This window comes from Bradyrhizobium guangxiense (assembly GCF_004114915.1).
GTDB lineage: Bacteria > Pseudomonadota > Alphaproteobacteria > Rhizobiales > Xanthobacteraceae > Bradyrhizobium > Bradyrhizobium guangxiense.
This window is the reverse complement of record NZ_CP022219.1, coordinates 5,444,542-5,460,145: the sequence shown is the minus strand read 5'-3', so window position 1 is coordinate 5,460,145 and position 15,604 is coordinate 5,444,542. Positions and strand designations below refer to the sequence as shown.

Here is a 15,604-nt window from a genome sequence, read left to right as displayed (position 1 = left end):
ACCATTGTCCTGCGAGAACTCATGGCACACTCTCACGACGTCAGCGTCTGCGGCACTTATATTCTGGATATTCTTGGGGTCCCGGTGACCGAGATTCCGCCCGGTGGCGGCCGCTTGCTGATCGAGGAAATTCGGCTGGCGGTCGCTGGCACCGCCGGCGGAACGGTCATTCCTTGCGCGCGGCTCGGTCTGAAGGCGCTCGCAGTTGGCGCCGTCGGCTCCGACGAGAAGGCCGACTGGATGCTGAACGCGCTGGAGCGCGAAGGCATCGACATCTCTCTCATGGAGCGGATGGCCGACAGTCCGACCTCGGCAACAATCCTGCCGATCAGGCCCGACGGCTCGCGTCCGGTCATGCACGCAAGAGGCGCCTCCGCCCGCTGGCGGATCGCACCCGAAACGCAAAGGGCCGCTTGCCGGAGCAAGATTCTGCATCTCGGCGGGGTCGGTTCCTTGCTCGCGATGGACGGAGAGCCTTCCGTCGCATTGCTGCGCGATGCGAAGGCGGCCGGTTGCACGACGACGCTCGATCTCATCCAGGCGCGGCGTGAAACGCTGGCCCTGGTCGAGCCGCTGCTGCCGCATGTCGACTTCTTCATGCCGAGCATCGATGAGACCAGTGCGATGGTCGGAACCGACGAACCCGCTGCGTGTGCGCGGTTCTTCATCGACAAGGGAGCTGGGGCCTGCGCCATTTCTCTCGGTGCCGATGGCTCCTTCGTGATGGCACGCGACGGACGTCAGTTCACGGTACCGGCGTTCGACGTCGCGGTCCGCGATACCTCGGGATGTGGCGATTCCTACACGGGCGGCTTCATCGCGGGGCTGGTTCGCGACTGGGACCTGCTCGACTGCGCCAAGCTTGCGACCGCGACGGCCGCGATCGTCGCGACAGGGCTGGGTTCGGGCGCCAATCTCGTGTCCTTCGAGGAGACCGTGAACGCCATGAACACCTTTCCGGTCCGCAAGCCTGCTCGCGCCTGATCTTTTCATACCGGTAAAAAAGACCATTCATCCGAACAACAGGGGAGAACGCAACATGGCACGACATGCGATCGTGACGGGAGCAAGCCGCGGAATTGGCCGAGCGATAGCCATTGGCCTTGCAAAGCGCGGCTACGATCTCGCGCTGACCGACATCGCCGCCCAGGAGAACGCCCTCCTTGAGACTCTTGCACAGGTCAACGAGCTGGGCCGCCGCTGCATTTCAGTGCTGGGCGACGTCAGCGATGTCGGCGATTGCAGGCGGACTGCGGCTGAAGCCATCCAGGGGCTCGGGCACATCGATGTCCTCGTCAACAATGCGGGGATACTCAGGCTGGCGACCATCGATGAATTGACGACTGATACATGGGATCAGACGTTCGCCGTCAACACGCGCGGCGTCTTCCAGATGACCCAGGCCGTGGTGGCGCATATGAAGGAGCGCAAATACGGGCGGATCGTCAACATCGCCTCGCTCGCCGCCCGAACAGGCGGTCCGGGACAGTCCCACTACGCCGCATCGAAGTCGGCGGTGGTCGGCTTCACCCGGGTTTCGTCCATGGAGTTCGGAGGCTACGGCATCACTGTCAATGCCGTATGCCCGGGCATCATCGTGACTGAGATGGGGATGAACAATCTCCGCGATCCCGAGCGGGTCGCCTATTTCGAGAAGGTCACGGACCTGCACCGGCTCGGGCGGCCCGAGGACGTCGTCGGGCCCGTGGCGTTCTTTGCGTCTGATGATTCTGCGTTCGTGACCGGCCAAGCCCTTAACGTGGACGGAGGTATCTTCTACAGCTAAAGCATGATCCGGAAAAGTGCGAAGCGGTTTTCCGGAAAGATCATGCGCAACCAACAACCTAAAGCGCGATGACGATTCATCTAAATCTCATCGCGCTTTAGCAACGGGCTCGATCAGCTTCAACGGACCTATTGCGGCTCGATGCCGGCTGCCTTGATGATCCTTCCCCATTTGCCGATCTCGGCCTTCAAGAAAGCCTCGAGTGCTTCGGGCGTGGCGCGCTCGGCGTCGACAGGAGCCATGCTGAGCTCGGCGAAGCGGCTGACGAGCGCGGGATCCTTGAGAGCTGTCTGGAGTGCACCGACCAGCAGGTTGACGACCGGCTTCGGGGTGCCGCGCGGCGCGTAAAGGCCGTACCAGGTGGTCACGTCGAATTCCGGAGTGCCGGCTTCGGCCGAGGTTGGAACGTCCGGCAGCGTCGCCACGCGTTTCTTGCTGGTGATCGCGTAGCCTCTGATGGTGCCGGACTGGATATAGGGCGTCGGTCCGGTGGCGGGGTCGCAATAGACGTCGATGTGGCCGGCGATGACATCGTTCAGCGCGGGCCCGCCGCCTTTGTAATAGATCGGCGTGAGCTTGGTATCTGTCGCGCTCATGAACATCAGGCCGCAGAGCTGCGAGGCTGAGCCGAGACCGACATTGCCGAAGGTAATCTTGTCGCCGGCGTTGCGGATCTGCGCGATGAGCTCTTGGAGATCCTTGGCTGGAAAGTTCGGCCTCGCCACGAGGATCATCGGCACGTCGGTGACGAGCCCGATCATGGCGAAGTCCCCGACCGGATCGAACGGCAGCTTGGCATAGAGGGCAGGCGCGGTGGCCTGGCCGACATGCATCAGGAGCAGCGTGTAGCCATCAGGGGCCGCCTTGGCGACGCGGTTGGTGCCGAGCGTGCCGCCGGCGCCGACGACATTCTCGATCACGATCGACTGTTTCAGCGTCGCGCTCATGGCGCTGCCGAGGATGCGTGCGATGACGTCGCCGGGACCGCCGGCGGAGAAGGGCACGATCATCGTTACCGGGCGGGAGGGGTAGTCGTCCGCGATGGCCGCACCGCAGGGATAGAGCAGGACAAGCAGGATCAGCGATCGTACGAGATACGTCATCGAACACTCCCTGGCGGCATTGTTCTAGTCGTCGGAAGGCGCCGCCTCCTTGGCCGCCGACGATTTTTCGATCATGTCGAGTGCGGCCACCGCAGCCGCATTGATGTGGTCGACGCAGCAGCGCTCGGCGAGGTCCGCATCGCCGCTCTGGATCGCGCGCCAGATCGCGGTGACCTCGCGCAGGCTCTTGTTGATCCGTTTCGGTTGCGACATCGAGGTGATCCGCAGCAGCTGAATCCGGTCATGCAGAGGCTTGAGCGCGCGTTCGATGAACGCGTTGCGGCAGCCGCCGATCAGTGCGGCGTAAAACTCGGTCTTGGCCTCGAGACAGCCGACGAGATCCTGCTTGGCCGCGGCCGCCTTCAGCCGCGTCAGGGCTTCCCCGATCCGGCGGGCGACGTCCGGATCGTGAAGCCTGGCGCATTCGCGGCCGGCAAAGCCTTCGAGCACCGCGCGCGCGGCGTAGAGCTGCCGGGCCTCCTCCAGGCTGATCGTGGAGACCACGGGGCCGCGGTGCGGGACCGTGTTGACCAGCCCGTCGGCCTCGAGGGCGCGCAGCGCTTCGCGGATCGAGGGGCGGCTGACGCCCATCATCTCGCAGAGCTCGCGCTCGACCAGGCGCTGGCCCGGTTTCAGCGTTCCCGACATGATCGCCTCGCGCAGCTTCTGCGCCACCATCGCCCGGACGGTCGGGACGTCATCGATGCGGAGTGTCGACTGCAAATCGCGGCGTCTTTCCATGTCCGGGCCTTGGTTGGAATGATTCAATACCGGTTTACAGGCAGAATCATCATTTCGGCAATTTGAACGTGGGCGGGCTGATCAAGGGCAAAGACGATCGAACGGGCGATATCGGCCGGCTCGAGCGCCATTCTAAACTGGTCGAAATAGTCCTTTTCCTTCTGCTTGTCGCCGCGGTAGCGGGTCAGGATGATGTTGGTCCTGGTCAGGCCGGGCTGGAGCTCGGTGACCCGGATCGCGGTGTCCGCCAGCTCGCCCCGGAGAGTCTCGGTGAACATGTGCACACCCGCCTTGCTGGTGCTGTAGGCCGCCATGTCCGGAATAATACGGACGGCGTTGATGGAGCTGATGTTGACGATATGACCGGTGTTGCGCCGGACCATGTCCGGGAGGAGCACGCGGGTGACGCGCATCAGGCCGATGAGATTGGTCTGGATGATGCTGGACCAATCGTCCGGAGAACCGACGTCGAAGCGCGTCCGCCCGCCGATATCGTGCCCGGCATTGTTGATGAGGACATCGACCGGTTTGAAATGCGCGGGGATCACCTCCGGCAGGCGATCGACGGCCTTTGCATCGCTGACGTCGAGCTGGATCGGAAACACCATGCTGCCCGCCGTCGCCGCCAGCTCCTGAAGGGCCTTGGCGTCGCGATCGACCAGCACGACGCGGCGGCCGCTGTCCAGCAGCGCCTTGGTGATGGCGCGCCCCATGCCGCCGGCGGCGCCCGTCAGCACGACGGTCTGGCCCGTTCCTTCAGTCATCGCAACACTCCCATTTCATGCGCTCATGCGATGGACCAGCCGCCGTCGATCGGCAGGCTGGCGCCGGTGATGTCATTTGCCGCGGGACCGCAGAGAAAGACGACCATGGCGGCGACGGCATCCATTTCGATGAAGCGCTGCGTCGGCTGGCGCTCGCCGAGGTACTTGCGGGTCACGTCGTCGACCGGACGGCCGTTGTTCTCCGCCATCGCCGCGATCTTGTTCAGGATTGCCGGTGTCGGCAGCGTGCCCGGACAGATCGTGTTGCAGGTGATGCCGCTGCGGGCGGTCTCGATGGCTACGGCGCGCGTCAGGCCGAGGATTGCGGTCTTGGTGGTGACGTAGTCGATGCGGTCCTCGACCGCGCGGCTTGAGTAGATCGAGCCCATGTTGATGATCCGGCCCCAGCCGCGCTGCTTCATCGCCGGCAGGGCAAGGCGGATCAGGTGGAACGGCGCCGACAGATTCACAGCGAGCGCCTGGTCCCAGCGATCTGGCGGAAACTGCTCGATGGCGGAGAAATGCCTGATAACCGCATTGTTGACCAGGATGTCGATGGCGCAGCGACCGAGCAAGTCGGCCATCATGATCTCGATGGCGTCGCGCCGGGCCAGGTCGGCAGCGGCGGGGATGACCTCGACGCCGAAGCGGGCGTGGAGGGCGTCTGCGGCCTGCTCAGGCGCGATGAGATCGTGCAGGACAATGTTGGCGCCCGCGCCGGCCAGGCCCTCGGCCACGGCGTGGCCAAGGCCTGCCGTCGCACCGGTCACGAGCGCCCATTTGCCCTTCATTGCCGCCGCGCTCCGCTACTTCTTGTCGAGCTCGGCGAAGACTTCCTTCGCGTTGCGGAACGCGTCCACGCCGGCCGGCACGCCGCAATAGATCGCGACCTGCATGAAGACCTCGCGGATCTCCTCTTTGGTCGCGCCGTTGGCGAGGGCACCGCGGACGTGGGTCTTCAGCTCGTGCGGACGGTTGAGCGCGCAGAGCATCGCCAGATTGAGGAAGCTTCGCGTCTTGCGTGTCAGCCCTTCGCGGCCCCAGACGTAGCCCCAGCAATATTCTGTGGTCAGATCCTGCATCGGGCGGTTGAACTCGTCGGCGGACGCGATCGCCTTGTCGACGAACTCGTTGCCGAGCACGCTTTTGCGGATTTCGAGGCCGCGGTCGTAGGTCGCCTTGTCCATTCTGTTCTCCGTTTCTTGTTCGGGCGTTGTCAGGTCTTCGGCCAGAAGGGCTTTGCCAGCGCGAGCTCGGGCGGGAACACCGTCACCGGCACGCCGGATTGCCACTGCACGATGGTCATGCCGGCGCCGACCCGGCGGCCCTTCTCGTCGAACTTGATCTCGCCCAGCGGGTAATATTTCGAGGGGCCGCCATCCATGGTGCGCAGCGCTTCGCCGACCGCGACGCGATCGGCCTTGCCGGCCTTCTCCAGCGCGTCCTTGATCACCCACATGTCGCCATAGGTGGAGATCGCGTTCTGCGTCATCCACGGTTCCTTGTAGCGGGTCTTCAACTCGGCGATCAGCGCCTCATGGCCCTTGGCGCCCCAGCTGGCGACGCAAGTGAGCACGCCCTGAAGCAGTTCGGGGCTCACGGTCTGAAGCATGTCGGGCTCGGCGATCGCAATGCCGAACGAGATGGTCGGCACCTTGCCTTGACCGAGGCCGAACTCGTTCATCTTCTCGAGCAGCAGCTTGGCGTCCGAGATCACGGTCGGCAGGAAGAAGAGCAGGTCGGGCTTGGCCGAGCGAATCTTCTGCACCAGCGATGTCGCATCTGCCAGCGGCGGCGTGAAAGTTTCGTCCACGATCAGCTGCAGCTGGTTCTCCGCCAGCAGACCCTCGCGCATCGCCTTTGCGGAGGCGATTGAGGCGCCCGTGTTGTCGGTCAGGATCGCGACCGTCTTCGGCCGCTTGCCCGAGGCCGTCTCCGCCAGCTTGATGAGCTGGGGCAACGCCTGCTTCGCCTGTGAACCTGCGGTGGCGGCGGTCTGGAATACGTATTTGAATCCGCGATCGGTGATGAGATCGGAGTAGGAAAGGGTGAGCATGGGCAGGTTTGCGCGCTCGGTGACTTCGGTCACCGCGAGCGTGAAGGAGGACAGATAGGCGCCGCTGGCCGCGACCAGATCGGTCTCCTGCGCCACCATGCGCTGGGCTGCGTTCTTGGCCTTCTCCGTGGTATCGCCGGAATCGAGCACGACGAGCTTCAGTTTGGCGCCGCCGAGCGCTTTGACGCCACCTTGCGCGTTGATGTGGTCGATGGCCATCTCGGCGCCTTCGCGCATCACCGTTCCCGGGCGGGCATAGAGCCCCGAGATCGGCACCAGCAGGCCGACTTTCACCTCCGACGGCTGCTGCGCCCAGCCGCGGGATGCGATCAGAGTGCCGGAGGCGCCGGCCAGCAATGTTCGGCGAGAGATCGTGATCTTGCTCTCAGCAGTCATGACAATTCTCCTCCCTGAAAAATCGCGCAAGGCTCTATGATGATTTCTTCGGCCAGAACGGCTGCGCCTGCGCGAGTTCGGGCGGATAAACGGTGACAGGCACGCCCGATTGCCATTGCACGATGACGACGCCGGCGCCGACCCTGCGGCCCTTCTCGTCGAATTTGAGCTGACCGCCCGGATAATATTTCGATGGGCCGGCATCCATGGTGCGGAAAGCCTGCGCGACCGCGTTGCGGTCGGCCTTGCCGGCCTTCTCCAGGGCTTCCTTCATCAGCCACATGTCGCCATAGGTCGAGATGACGTTCTGCGTCATCCAGGGCTCCTTGTATTTGGTCTTGAGCTCGGCAATCAGGGCCTCGTGGCCCTTCGAGCCCCAATTGGCGACGATGGTCATGATGCCTTGCACCGTCTCCGGGCTCACGCTCTGAAGCATGTCCGGCTCGGCGATCGTGATGCTGAAGGACACGGTCGGGATCTTGCCCTGGCCGAGGCCGAACTCGCTGATCTTCTCAAGGCCAAGCTTGGCGTCCGACACCGCGTTCGGCATGAACAGCAGCAGATCGGGCTTGGCCGAGCGGACCTTTTGGATCAGCGGCGTCGCATCGGACAGCGGCGGGGTCCAGACTTCCTCGACGACGAGCTGGAGGCCCTCCTGCGCGAACAGTTTTTCCTTCAGTGCCTTGGCGGTGGCGACCGAGGTCGCGGTGTTGTCCATCAACATCGCCACGGTCTTCGGCTTTTTGCCCGAAGCGTTCTCGGCGAGCTTCATCAGCGTCGGCAGGCCGAGCTCGGACTGGCGGCTCGCGGGGGCGGCGGGCTGGAAGATGTATTTGAAGCCGCGGTCGGTCAGAAGATCCGAATAGGACAGCGTCAGCACCGGCAGTTCGGCACGCTCGGTCACCTCGGTGACCGCAAGCGTGAACGAGGAGAGATAGGATCCGGTTGCGGCGACAAGATCGGGCTCTTGCGCCACCATGCGTTGCGCCGCGTTCTTGGCCTTCTCGGTGGTGTCGCCGCAATCGATCACGACGAGCTTCAGCTTGGCGCCGCCGAGCGCCTTGATGCCGCCCTGCGCATTGATGTGCTCGATGCCCATCTCGGCGCCCATCTTCATCACCTGGCCGGGGCGGGTGTAGATTCCCGATAGCGGCACGATCAGCCCGACTTTGATCTCACCGGGCGCCTGCGCGCGTGCCACGCCAGCAAGGCCCACGGCGGCGGCGCCGGACAGGACGGTCCGGCGCGTCAGGCCTGTCGGTGTCTTGTCCTTCGATGTCTTGGTCATTTTGTTTGCTCCCTGGTCTCTGTTTCTTGTGGTCGTCACATGCCGAGATAGGCCTTGCGCACGCGATCGTCGGCGCGCAGCGTGTCGTTATTGCCTTCGAGCACGACATGGCCGGCTTCGAGGACATAGCCGTGGTCGGCCGATTCCAGCGCTTCCGCCACGCGCTGCTCGACCAGCAGCATGGTCACGCCGGACTGGCGGCGGATCTCGATCAGCCGCTCAAAGATGAAGTCCGCAGTGGAGGGCGCCAGCCCCATCGAGGGTTCGTCCAGCATCAACAGCTTCGGCGAGGAGGCGAGGCCGCGGCCGATCGCGAGCATCTGTTGCTGGCCGCCGGACATCGTACCCGCGAACTGGTCGCGGCGTTCCTTCAGCACCGGCAGCCATTCGAAGATGCGCTCGATATTGCTCCGCCAGTCGCGCCGGCCGCTCTCGGTCATCGCGCCCATTTCCAGGTTCTCCATCACGGTCAGGGACGGGAACACCTGACGGCCCTCGGGGACGTGGGCGATGCCGAGATGGGCGCGCTGCGGCGGCGGCACCGCGAGCAGGTCGACGCCGTTGAACGTGATTGCTCCGCCGCTCGGCTTGACGATGCCGGAGATCGTCTTGAACAACGTGGTCTTGCCGGCGCCGTTGGGGCCGACGATCGCGACGAACTGGCCGGCGCCGACATTGATCGAGACGTCGTTCAGGACGGGCTTGGCCGAATAGCCCGCGCTCAATCCCTCAATTCGCAGCATGGCCCACCCACTTCTTGCCGAGATAGGCCTCAATCACGCGGTTGTCGCGCGTCACCACCTCCGGCAGACCCTCGGTGATGACGGCGCCGTGGTCGAGGACGAGGAATCTGTCGACCAGACGGACCATCGCCTGCATGGTGTGCTCGATGATCGCGATGGTCATGCCGTCGCGCGCGAGCTGCTGGATCACGGCGACGACCTCGTCGGCCTCGCCGTGGCCGAGGCCCGCCAGCGTCTCGTCGAGCAGCAGGATGCGCGGCTGGCCGGCGATGGCGCGGGCCAGCTCCATCAGCCGCAATTCCTTGGTCGAGAGCTCGCCGGCGACACGATCGGCGACGGCGGAGAGGCCGACGCGGGCGACGGCATCTGCGGCGAGCTTGCGCGCCTCCTCGTCGGAGCGCGCGCGTACATAGGCGCCGACCACGACGTTGTCGAGGATCGACATGCGCAGGAATGGCCGCATGACCTGGAAGGTGCGGCCGATGCCTGCCTCGCAGATCACGTGCGGCCGCTGGCCGGACATGTTGCGGCCGTCGATCAGCACCTCACCCTGGCTCGGCTTCAGGAAGCCGTTGAGGAGGTTGAACAGCGTTGTCTTGCCGGCGCCGTTGGGCCCGATGATGCCGAGGATCTCGTTCTTGTGCAGCTTGAAGCTGACATCCTGCACGGCCTTGAGGCCACCGAAGGATCGCGACAAGCTTTTCACTTCGAGCACGACTTCGCCGGTGGCGGCGCGCTGCCGCGGGGCGGGCTTCAGTGTGGTGACGTTGGCAGCCGATGTTTCGGGCATGTCGATCGCAGCCGCCTTGGGCGCGATCCGCTTGCGCAGGAGATCGCGCAACTTCCAGAACAGGCCTTCCGGCGCCAGCAGGATGACGCAGACGATGGCGAAGCCAAAGATCACGCCCTGGATGCCGGGGAAACGCGCGCCGGCCTCGGCATGCAGGATCTCGGCGAGCGGGATCAGGATCCCCGAGCCGATCACCGGACCCCAGACCGTGCCGACGCCGCCGAACATCGCGACCGTCAGCGCCTGTGCCGACACCAGCATACCGAACACCGATTGCGGGGTCACGACCAGCAGCACCTGTGCGTAGAAGCCGCCGATGGCCGCGGCGATTGCGCCGCTCAGCGTGATCGCGCGCAGTTTCCAGGCCAGCGTGTTGATGCCGGCGGCTTCAGCCGCGGCCTCGTTCTGCTTGATCGCGAGCAGCGCCATGCCGAAGCGGGAGCGCTCGATCAACTGAGTCAGCACGATGGTGGCCAGCATGATCGCCAGCCCCAGCAGCGTATAGACGTGTGGATCGGCGAATTGCATATAGGCGATCGGCGCATCGCGCTTGATCGGGAGCGTCCCCTCCTGGAAGCGGAGCCACTCGAACACATAGAGGATGGCGAGCGGGTAGGCGAGCATCGCCAGGGCGAAATAGTGACCCTGGAGGCGGAAGGTCGGAAACCCGATCAGCAACCCGGCGATGCCGCCGAGCATGGCCGCGATGGGGATCAGCAGCCAGGGGGAGATATCGAAGTAGATCTGGCCGAGCGCGGTCGCATAGGCGCCGATGCCGAAGAACGCGGCATGGCCGAACGAGATCAGCCCGGTGTAGCCGCTGAGCAGATTCCAGGACAGACCGAACACCGCCCACACCGGCACCAGCGTCAGGATGAGCTGGTAGTAGGAATTGGTGACGCCGAGCGAGAGCGCGGCATAGCCGATGGTGAAGAGCAGGGGCGGCAGAAAGGAGCGCATCCAGAGCATGGTCAGGTCCTCTCCACCATCCGCCCGAAGAAGCCTTGCGGGCGGAAGAAGATGATGAGGAGGAAGACGGCGAAGATTGCCGCGTTCTGCAATTGCGTCGGCAGGATCAGCGTCGACATCTGCTGCACGAGACCGATCGTCATGCCGCCCCAGAAGGCGCCGATAATGCTGCCCATGCCGCCGAGCACGACGCCCGCATACATGACGATGACATATTCGAGGCCGACAAACGGGTGGAACGGATAGTTGGTGGCGAGCAGGCCGCCCGCGATCGCCGTGATGCCGCAGCCGAGCGCGAAAGCGGTGCGGTGCGCGCGATCGACGTCGATGCCCATATACGTCGCGGCGGTCGGATTGTCCGCGGCGGCGCGGAGCGACTTTCCGATCCGTGTCCGCGTGATCAGCAGCGAAAGCAGGATCATGATCGCCAGGGATACGATCATATCGATGCTGCGCGCCTTGTTGAGGAAGATGCTCATGTCGAAGAAGGGGCCAAGCTCCCAGGCCGAGCTCGACAACGGCGTGCGGATCGAGGCCAGCACCGAGCCGAAGACAATGAGGCCGCCGTTTTGCAGGATCAGCGCGATACCGAGCGTGAGGATGAGCTGGGCGTAGTGGCCTTCGCCCTCCAGCGAGGCGGTGCGCGTCCCCGAGACGTGCGAGATCAGCGTGCGATGGACGAAATAGCCGAACACGGCGAGCACGGGCCCGGCCAGCAGGATCGAGACGAACGGCCCGACCGTATTGCCGAACACCGCCTGCACGCCGGCAGCGGTGAACAGATAGAAGGCAGTGTACATGCCGAGCATCATGAAATCGCCATGGGCGAAGTTGATGACGCGCATGACGCCGAAGATCAGGCCGAGCCCGACGCACATCAGCCCATAGACGGCGCCAATCAGCAGGCCCGCGGCGAGCGCTTGCAGAAATCCTTCCATCAGCCACGTCTCCGCGCTGCGGACGATGCTAGACTGGCCTCCAAGCCGACCATATTTCCCCCGTGCTCTCCGGCATTTCTTATGATGCCGATCGTAAAACCCGTTCCGTCTCCAGGCGGCACTGCGCGGCAATGGCGCCGGCATTGCCGAGCTGCTCGCAATCGTCGATAAGTTGTTGGAGCCGGTGCGCGCGATCCACACCGAGAACTCGGGCCGCGGCCGCGCGAAAGCGCGCGCGAATTTCTGAAGGCGTTGCCGCGATGACGTCGGGCAGCGCGTGCTGGATCGTCCGGCCACTACGCAGTTGCACGGTCACGTCCGCGCCCTGCTTGCCGGGGAAGGCTACGGTGAATCCGGGATCGGCCTTCAGATCCGTGATCGCGACGAGACGCATGATCTCGGCATCGTCGAGCTCAGAGTAGTTCTCGTCCTCGATCTCGCCCCGCGCCAGCGTCGCCGCGACGCTGAAGGGAATGCTCATCTTCGCCTGCAGCGCGTTGCGGTAGGGCCCTATCGAATCGCAGCCGGGATAGCGAACGGCGGCATCGGGCGCGCGGATGACGACCCGATCGATCTCATCGGTGCCGGCGATCTCGTGGGAGACGCGCAGTGCGGCTTGCGCGGCGGTCTGCGCGAAATTGCAGGCCGGGACCGGCTTGTTGTAGACGGCCATGATCTCGCAGTCTCCGTCCGGGAAGAGCCTGATGCTGTCCGGCGCGGCCTGGCGACGATAGGCGGCGAACAGCCCGGCCTCGCCTTCGAGGATGGTCTCGGAGCCGAAAGCGCCGGCTGCGGCGAGGCCGATCGCCTTGATCGCGTTGCTGGCGGCAAAGCCTGGATGGAAATACATGTCGGAGCCGCCGGCATGCGGCCATTCGTTCAGACCGCTGGAGGTGTTGGCCGCGATCGCGATGGCGCTGGTTGCTGCGTCTTCGGGGAGGCCGAGCGCGAAACTTCCGGCGAGCGCCGCGCCCGGAGGGGCCACGAGGCCGGTCGGACGATGGAGGCGAGCGAGATCAGACGTCAGCAAGGCGCGGCCGACCCGCGCGCCGGTCTCATAGCCGATGATGGCCGCGGCGAGCAGCCTTGCGCCGGGCAGCGGCGCCTGTTCCGACAGCGCGAGCAATGTCGGCCAGATCACCACGCCGTGGTGCGCGATGCTGGCCGCGTGCATGTCTTCCCGCACGAGGCCATGCCCCATCACGGCATTGGCGAAGGCGGCATCGGCCGGCGAGGAAAGTTGCGACGTTCCGACGATCGTTGCTCCGCCGCCCCCCTGTGCGATCGCTACGGCCTGGCGGCTCCAGGGATGCTGGCCGGCCTCGAACGCACAGGAGAGGAAGTCGAGCAGACAGAGCTTTGTCTTGGCGACGACGTCAGGCCCGAAACTGTCCAGGTCCAGCGCAAGCGCGCTCCGCGCCATCTGCCGCGCGAGCGAGATCTTGCCTGATCCGGTCGGACCGATCGTCATCGCAATCGCTCTCCCTGCTGGGTTTGCGTGATCAGCCGCGCATTTCGACGCCGGCCCACTCCTCGAGCACCTTTGCGATCGAGGTGAAGTCGGACGACGCGCCATACTTGGCGTTGGTGATTGCGAGCATCTGCCGCACCACCGCGCCGCAGACCATCGGCACGCCCATTGCCTCGGCCTCGTCCACGCAGAGCCGGACGTCCTTGTAGGAAAGTCCCGTGGTGAAGCCGAAATCGAAAGTGCCCGGCAGCACCGAGCGGGGGAATTTGTCCTCGGAGGCGCTGTTACGGCCGCTGCTCGCGTTGATGATGTCGATCAGCACCTTTGCGTTGACACCGCCCTTGACGCCCATGGCGACGGCTTCCGAGGTGATGACCAGCGCGGCGGCCGCCATCAGATTATTGGCCAGCTTAGCGGTCTGCGCCACGCCGGGCTTGTCGCCGGTGTAGAACAGCTTGCCGAAATTCTTCAGGATCGGCTGCACGATGTCGTAAGTGGCTTGCGGGCACGACACCATGACTGCCAGCGTGCCGTTCACGGCGCCCTTGATGCCGCCGCTCACGGGCGCATCGACCAGCGTCATGCCCTTGGCCCTCAGGCCTTCGGCAACGAGCTTCGCCGCGCCGGGACCGGAGGTCGAGAGATCGATGACGATCTGGGCGCGCCTGCCGCTACTGATGCCGTTCTCGCCAAGAGTGACAGCCTTGACGATGTCGGGCGTCGGCAGGCTGGCGAGCACGATGTCGGCGCGCGAGGCCACGTCGGCCGGCGACTTGCCGAGCAGGGCGCCGCGCTTGACCAGCGGCTGGGTTGCCTCGGCCTGCGTGTCAAAGACGACGAGCGAATACCCCGCGTCCATCAATCGTCCCGCCATGGGACCGCCCATGCGGCCCGTGCCGATCACGCCGAGGATCTCTCCCGCCATCGTCTACTCCCTGTCGCGCGATCCCGTGACGGACGCGCCTTTCTTGATCTCGTTGCTCAACCGTTGTCGCCGGCCGGCCTTTGCGGCCGCCGTCGTCATGGCCGCGGGACCCCGCGCCAGCGAGGTCGGATTGTTATGATTGTCAGACAAGCTGTCAAGCATAACATTTGGGATCGACAGTTTGCCGCGGATCGTCATATGGTCCGGGAAAACGAGGAAGACGCCCCGCGTGCCGCAAGATTCAATTCCCAGTGTGAGCAGGACGCTCGCCGATTTCGTCGCGGCGACGTCATGGACGGACGTGCAGGCGCAGAGCCGCGAGGGGCGGCGATCGATCCTCAATTTCTTCGCCACCGCGCTCGGCTCTGCGCGTGACCCCGTCGTCACCGCAGCGATGCGAACACTGGCGCCGTTCAGCGGCGTCGGGACCTCGACCATCATCGGTCACTCGCAACCGATGGACGCGCTTTGCGCGTCGTTCCTCAACGCCATCTCGGCCAATCTGCTCGACTTCGACGATACCCATCCCGAGACCATCATTCATCCCGCCGCGCCGGTCGCCGCCGCGCTATTCGCGCTTGCGGAGACGCGAAAATTGTCGGGGCGCGAAGTGCTGACGGCCTTCATTCTCGGTGTCGACGTCGAGTGTCGCATCGGGAATGCAGTTTCGCCGCGCCACTATGCGCGCGGCTGGCACATCACCTCGACCTGCGGAATCTTCGGCGCTGCTGCGGCGTGCGCGAAGCTGCTGCGCCTGCCAGCGGAAGGCATTGCGAACGCGATCGGAATTGCTGCGAGCCAGTCGGCCGGCAATGTCGAGAACCTGCCGAGCGCCGCCAAGAATGTCAGCGTGGGCAACGCCGCGCGCAACGGGCTGTTCGCTGCACTCCTTGCGCAACAGGGATATGAAGCCGCGCCCCGCGCGATCGAAGGCCCGCTCGGCTGGGCGCGCACCATGGGCGACGAGCCCGATCTGGCTCGCCTGTTCGACGGCCTCGGCAAGACGTGGGAGATTGCGAAGAACACCTACAAGCCCTATCCGGCCGGCATCGTGTTCCATGCGGTCATCGATGCCTGCTTCCACTTGCGCGACCGGCTTGGTCGGCGCATCGACCAAATCGAGTCCGTGACGGTGCATGGCTCGGCTCTGCTGCTCGCGCGCGGCGATCGTCCCGTTAACAATGAGCGCGACGCGCGGGTCAGCATCCATCATTGCGTGGCCTGCGGACTGCTGCTGGGCAAGGCGGGCGTGACCGAGTTCGCGCCCGAGACGGTGATCAGGCCCGATGTCGCGCAAATGCGACAAAAGGTGAGGGCGGAGCTCGACGCTCAAATGCCCGATGGCGCGGCGCGTGTCAGCCTGCACCTTTCGTCCGGCGAAGTCCTCACTGAGACCGTCATCTCGCCGCGCGGCAGCCAGGCTACGCCGCTGTCGGACCGCGACATCGAAGAGAAGCTGCGCGAAGGGGTACGGACCGGTCGAAGCGATTGGGATGCAGACCGCGTCATCGGCGCTGTCTGGCGGCTCGATACGATTGATGAGGTCGGTGAGCTCCTGCAATCGTTGCGGCCATCTTCGGCAATGCGCCTACCAACTTCCACCTAGACTCTCTCAAGACCTGAAAGGGACAATC

15 protein-coding genes are annotated in these 15,604 nt (G+C 64.8%); 3 read left to right on the top strand and 12 right to left on the bottom strand.

The features are described from left to right. Window positions 1-21: 21 nt before the first annotated feature. Both X268_RS26120 and X268_RS26115 read left to right on the top strand, forming a co-directional pair. Window positions 22-984, top strand: a complete 963-nt coding sequence (locus X268_RS26120; RefSeq protein WP_128927593.1) for a carbohydrate kinase family protein — start codon at window positions 22-24, stop codon at window positions 982-984. A gap of 55 nt (window positions 985-1,039) precedes the next feature. Further along, a complete protein-coding gene (locus X268_RS26115) occupies window positions 1,040-1,786 on the top strand; it encodes an SDR family NAD(P)-dependent oxidoreductase (protein ID WP_128927592.1) in 747 nt (248 codons plus the stop codon). A 128-nt stretch (window positions 1,787-1,914) separates the two neighbouring features. On the opposite strand, the gene X268_RS26110 is transcribed toward X268_RS26115, so the two are convergent. The 12 genes from X268_RS26110 to X268_RS26055 form a co-directional block, all read right to left on the bottom strand. Next, the gene (locus X268_RS26110; RefSeq protein WP_128927591.1) at window positions 1,915-2,889 is read right to left on the bottom strand and encodes a tripartite tricarboxylate transporter substrate-binding protein; all 975 of its coding nucleotides are present in this window, start codon (window positions 2,887-2,889) and stop codon (window positions 1,915-1,917) included. A gap of 24 nt (window positions 2,890-2,913) precedes the next feature. After that, window positions 2,914-3,630, bottom strand: a complete 717-nt coding sequence (locus X268_RS26105; protein ID WP_128927590.1) for a GntR family transcriptional regulator — start codon at window positions 3,628-3,630, stop codon at window positions 2,914-2,916. Between the two features lie 23 nt (window positions 3,631-3,653). Beyond that, window positions 3,654-4,394, bottom strand: coding sequence for an SDR family oxidoreductase (locus X268_RS26100; protein ID WP_128927589.1), 741 nt, complete (start codon window positions 4,392-4,394; stop codon window positions 3,654-3,656). Between the two features lie 23 nt (window positions 4,395-4,417). Next, window positions 4,418-5,185 (bottom strand): SDR family oxidoreductase, encoded by a 768-nt coding sequence (locus tag X268_RS26095; protein ID WP_128927588.1) that lies wholly within the window; start codon window positions 5,183-5,185, stop codon window positions 4,418-4,420. 15 nt (window positions 5,186-5,200) lie between these two features. Beyond that, window positions 5,201-5,581, bottom strand: coding sequence for a carboxymuconolactone decarboxylase family protein (locus tag X268_RS26090; RefSeq protein ID WP_028137140.1), 381 nt, complete (start codon window positions 5,579-5,581; stop codon window positions 5,201-5,203). A 29-nt stretch (window positions 5,582-5,610) separates the two neighbouring features. Further along, window positions 5,611-6,846 (bottom strand): ABC transporter substrate-binding protein, encoded by a 1,236-nt coding sequence (locus tag X268_RS26085; protein ID WP_128927587.1) that lies wholly within the window; start codon window positions 6,844-6,846, stop codon window positions 5,611-5,613. 34 nt (window positions 6,847-6,880) lie between these two features. Beyond that, a complete protein-coding gene (locus tag X268_RS26080) occupies window positions 6,881-8,134 on the bottom strand; it encodes an ABC transporter substrate-binding protein (protein WP_128927586.1) in 1,254 nt (417 codons plus the stop codon). 35 nt (window positions 8,135-8,169) lie between these two features. Continuing rightward, window positions 8,170-8,877 carry an ABC transporter ATP-binding protein gene (locus X268_RS26075; protein WP_128927585.1) on the bottom strand — a complete coding sequence of 236 codons (708 nt, stop codon included), beginning with the start codon at window positions 8,875-8,877 and terminating at the stop codon, window positions 8,170-8,172. Continuing rightward, window positions 8,864-10,636 (bottom strand): branched-chain amino acid ABC transporter ATP-binding protein/permease, encoded by a 1,773-nt coding sequence (locus X268_RS26070; RefSeq protein WP_208764393.1) that lies wholly within the window; start codon window positions 10,634-10,636, stop codon window positions 8,864-8,866. Before X268_RS26070 ends, X268_RS26075 begins: the two co-directional genes overlap by 14 nt. 2 nt (window positions 10,637-10,638) lie before the next feature. Beyond that, the gene (locus X268_RS26065; protein WP_128927584.1) at window positions 10,639-11,574 is read right to left on the bottom strand and encodes a branched-chain amino acid ABC transporter permease; all 936 of its coding nucleotides are present in this window, start codon (window positions 11,572-11,574) and stop codon (window positions 10,639-10,641) included. Window positions 11,575-11,653: 79 nt separating this feature from the next. Next, window positions 11,654-13,045, bottom strand: coding sequence for an MmgE/PrpD family protein (locus tag X268_RS26060; protein ID WP_128927583.1), 1,392 nt, complete (start codon window positions 13,043-13,045; stop codon window positions 11,654-11,656). 31 nt (window positions 13,046-13,076) lie between these two features. Beyond that, on the bottom strand, window positions 13,077-13,970 hold the full coding sequence (locus tag X268_RS26055; protein ID WP_128927582.1) for an NAD(P)-dependent oxidoreductase: 894 nt from the start codon (window positions 13,968-13,970) through the stop codon (window positions 13,077-13,079). A gap of 229 nt (window positions 13,971-14,199) precedes the next feature. Between X268_RS26055 and X268_RS26050 the strand changes: the two genes are divergently transcribed. Next, the gene (locus tag X268_RS26050; RefSeq protein ID WP_128927581.1) at window positions 14,200-15,576 is read left to right on the top strand and encodes an MmgE/PrpD family protein; all 1,377 of its coding nucleotides are present in this window, start codon (window positions 14,200-14,202) and stop codon (window positions 15,574-15,576) included. Window positions 15,577-15,604: the final 28 nt, after the last annotated feature.

Coding starts and splice junctions, on each gene's coding strand:
- X268_RS26090 (WP_028137140.1), bottom strand. CDS start 5,581: ATGGACAAGGCGACCTACGACCGCGGCCTCGAAATCCGCAAAAGCGTG.
- X268_RS26105 (WP_128927590.1), bottom strand. CDS start 3,630: ATGGAAAGACGCCGCGATTTGCAGTCGACACTCCGCATCGATGACGTC.
- X268_RS26095 (WP_128927588.1), bottom strand. CDS start 5,185: ATGAAGGGCAAATGGGCGCTCGTGACCGGTGCGACGGCAGGCCTTGGC.
- X268_RS26100 (WP_128927589.1), bottom strand. CDS start 4,394: ATGACTGAAGGAACGGGCCAGACCGTCGTGCTGACGGGCGCCGCCGGC.
- X268_RS26075 (WP_128927585.1), bottom strand. CDS start 8,877: ATGCTGCGAATTGAGGGATTGAGCGCGGGCTATTCGGCCAAGCCCGTC.
- X268_RS26065 (WP_128927584.1), bottom strand. CDS start 11,574: ATGGAAGGATTTCTGCAAGCGCTCGCCGCGGGCCTGCTGATTGGCGCC.
- X268_RS26115 (WP_128927592.1), top strand. CDS start 1,040: ATGGCACGACATGCGATCGTGACGGGAGCAAGCCGCGGAATTGGCCGA.
- X268_RS26120 (WP_128927593.1), top strand. CDS start 22: ATGGCACACTCTCACGACGTCAGCGTCTGCGGCACTTATATTCTGGAT.
- X268_RS26110 (WP_128927591.1), bottom strand. CDS start 2,889: ATGACGTATCTCGTACGATCGCTGATCCTGCTTGTCCTGCTCTATCCC.
- X268_RS26080 (WP_128927586.1), bottom strand. CDS start 8,134: ATGACCAAGACATCGAAGGACAAGACACCGACAGGCCTGACGCGCCGG.
- X268_RS26055 (WP_128927582.1), bottom strand. CDS start 13,970: ATGGCGGGAGAGATCCTCGGCGTGATCGGCACGGGCCGCATGGGCGGT.
- X268_RS26060 (WP_128927583.1), bottom strand. CDS start 13,045: ATGACGATCGGTCCGACCGGATCAGGCAAGATCTCGCTCGCGCGGCAG.
- X268_RS26070 (WP_208764393.1), bottom strand. CDS start 10,636: ATGCTCTGGATGCGCTCCTTTCTGCCGCCCCTGCTCTTCACCATCGGC.
- X268_RS26085 (WP_128927587.1), bottom strand. CDS start 6,846: ATGACTGCTGAGAGCAAGATCACGATCTCTCGCCGAACATTGCTGGCC.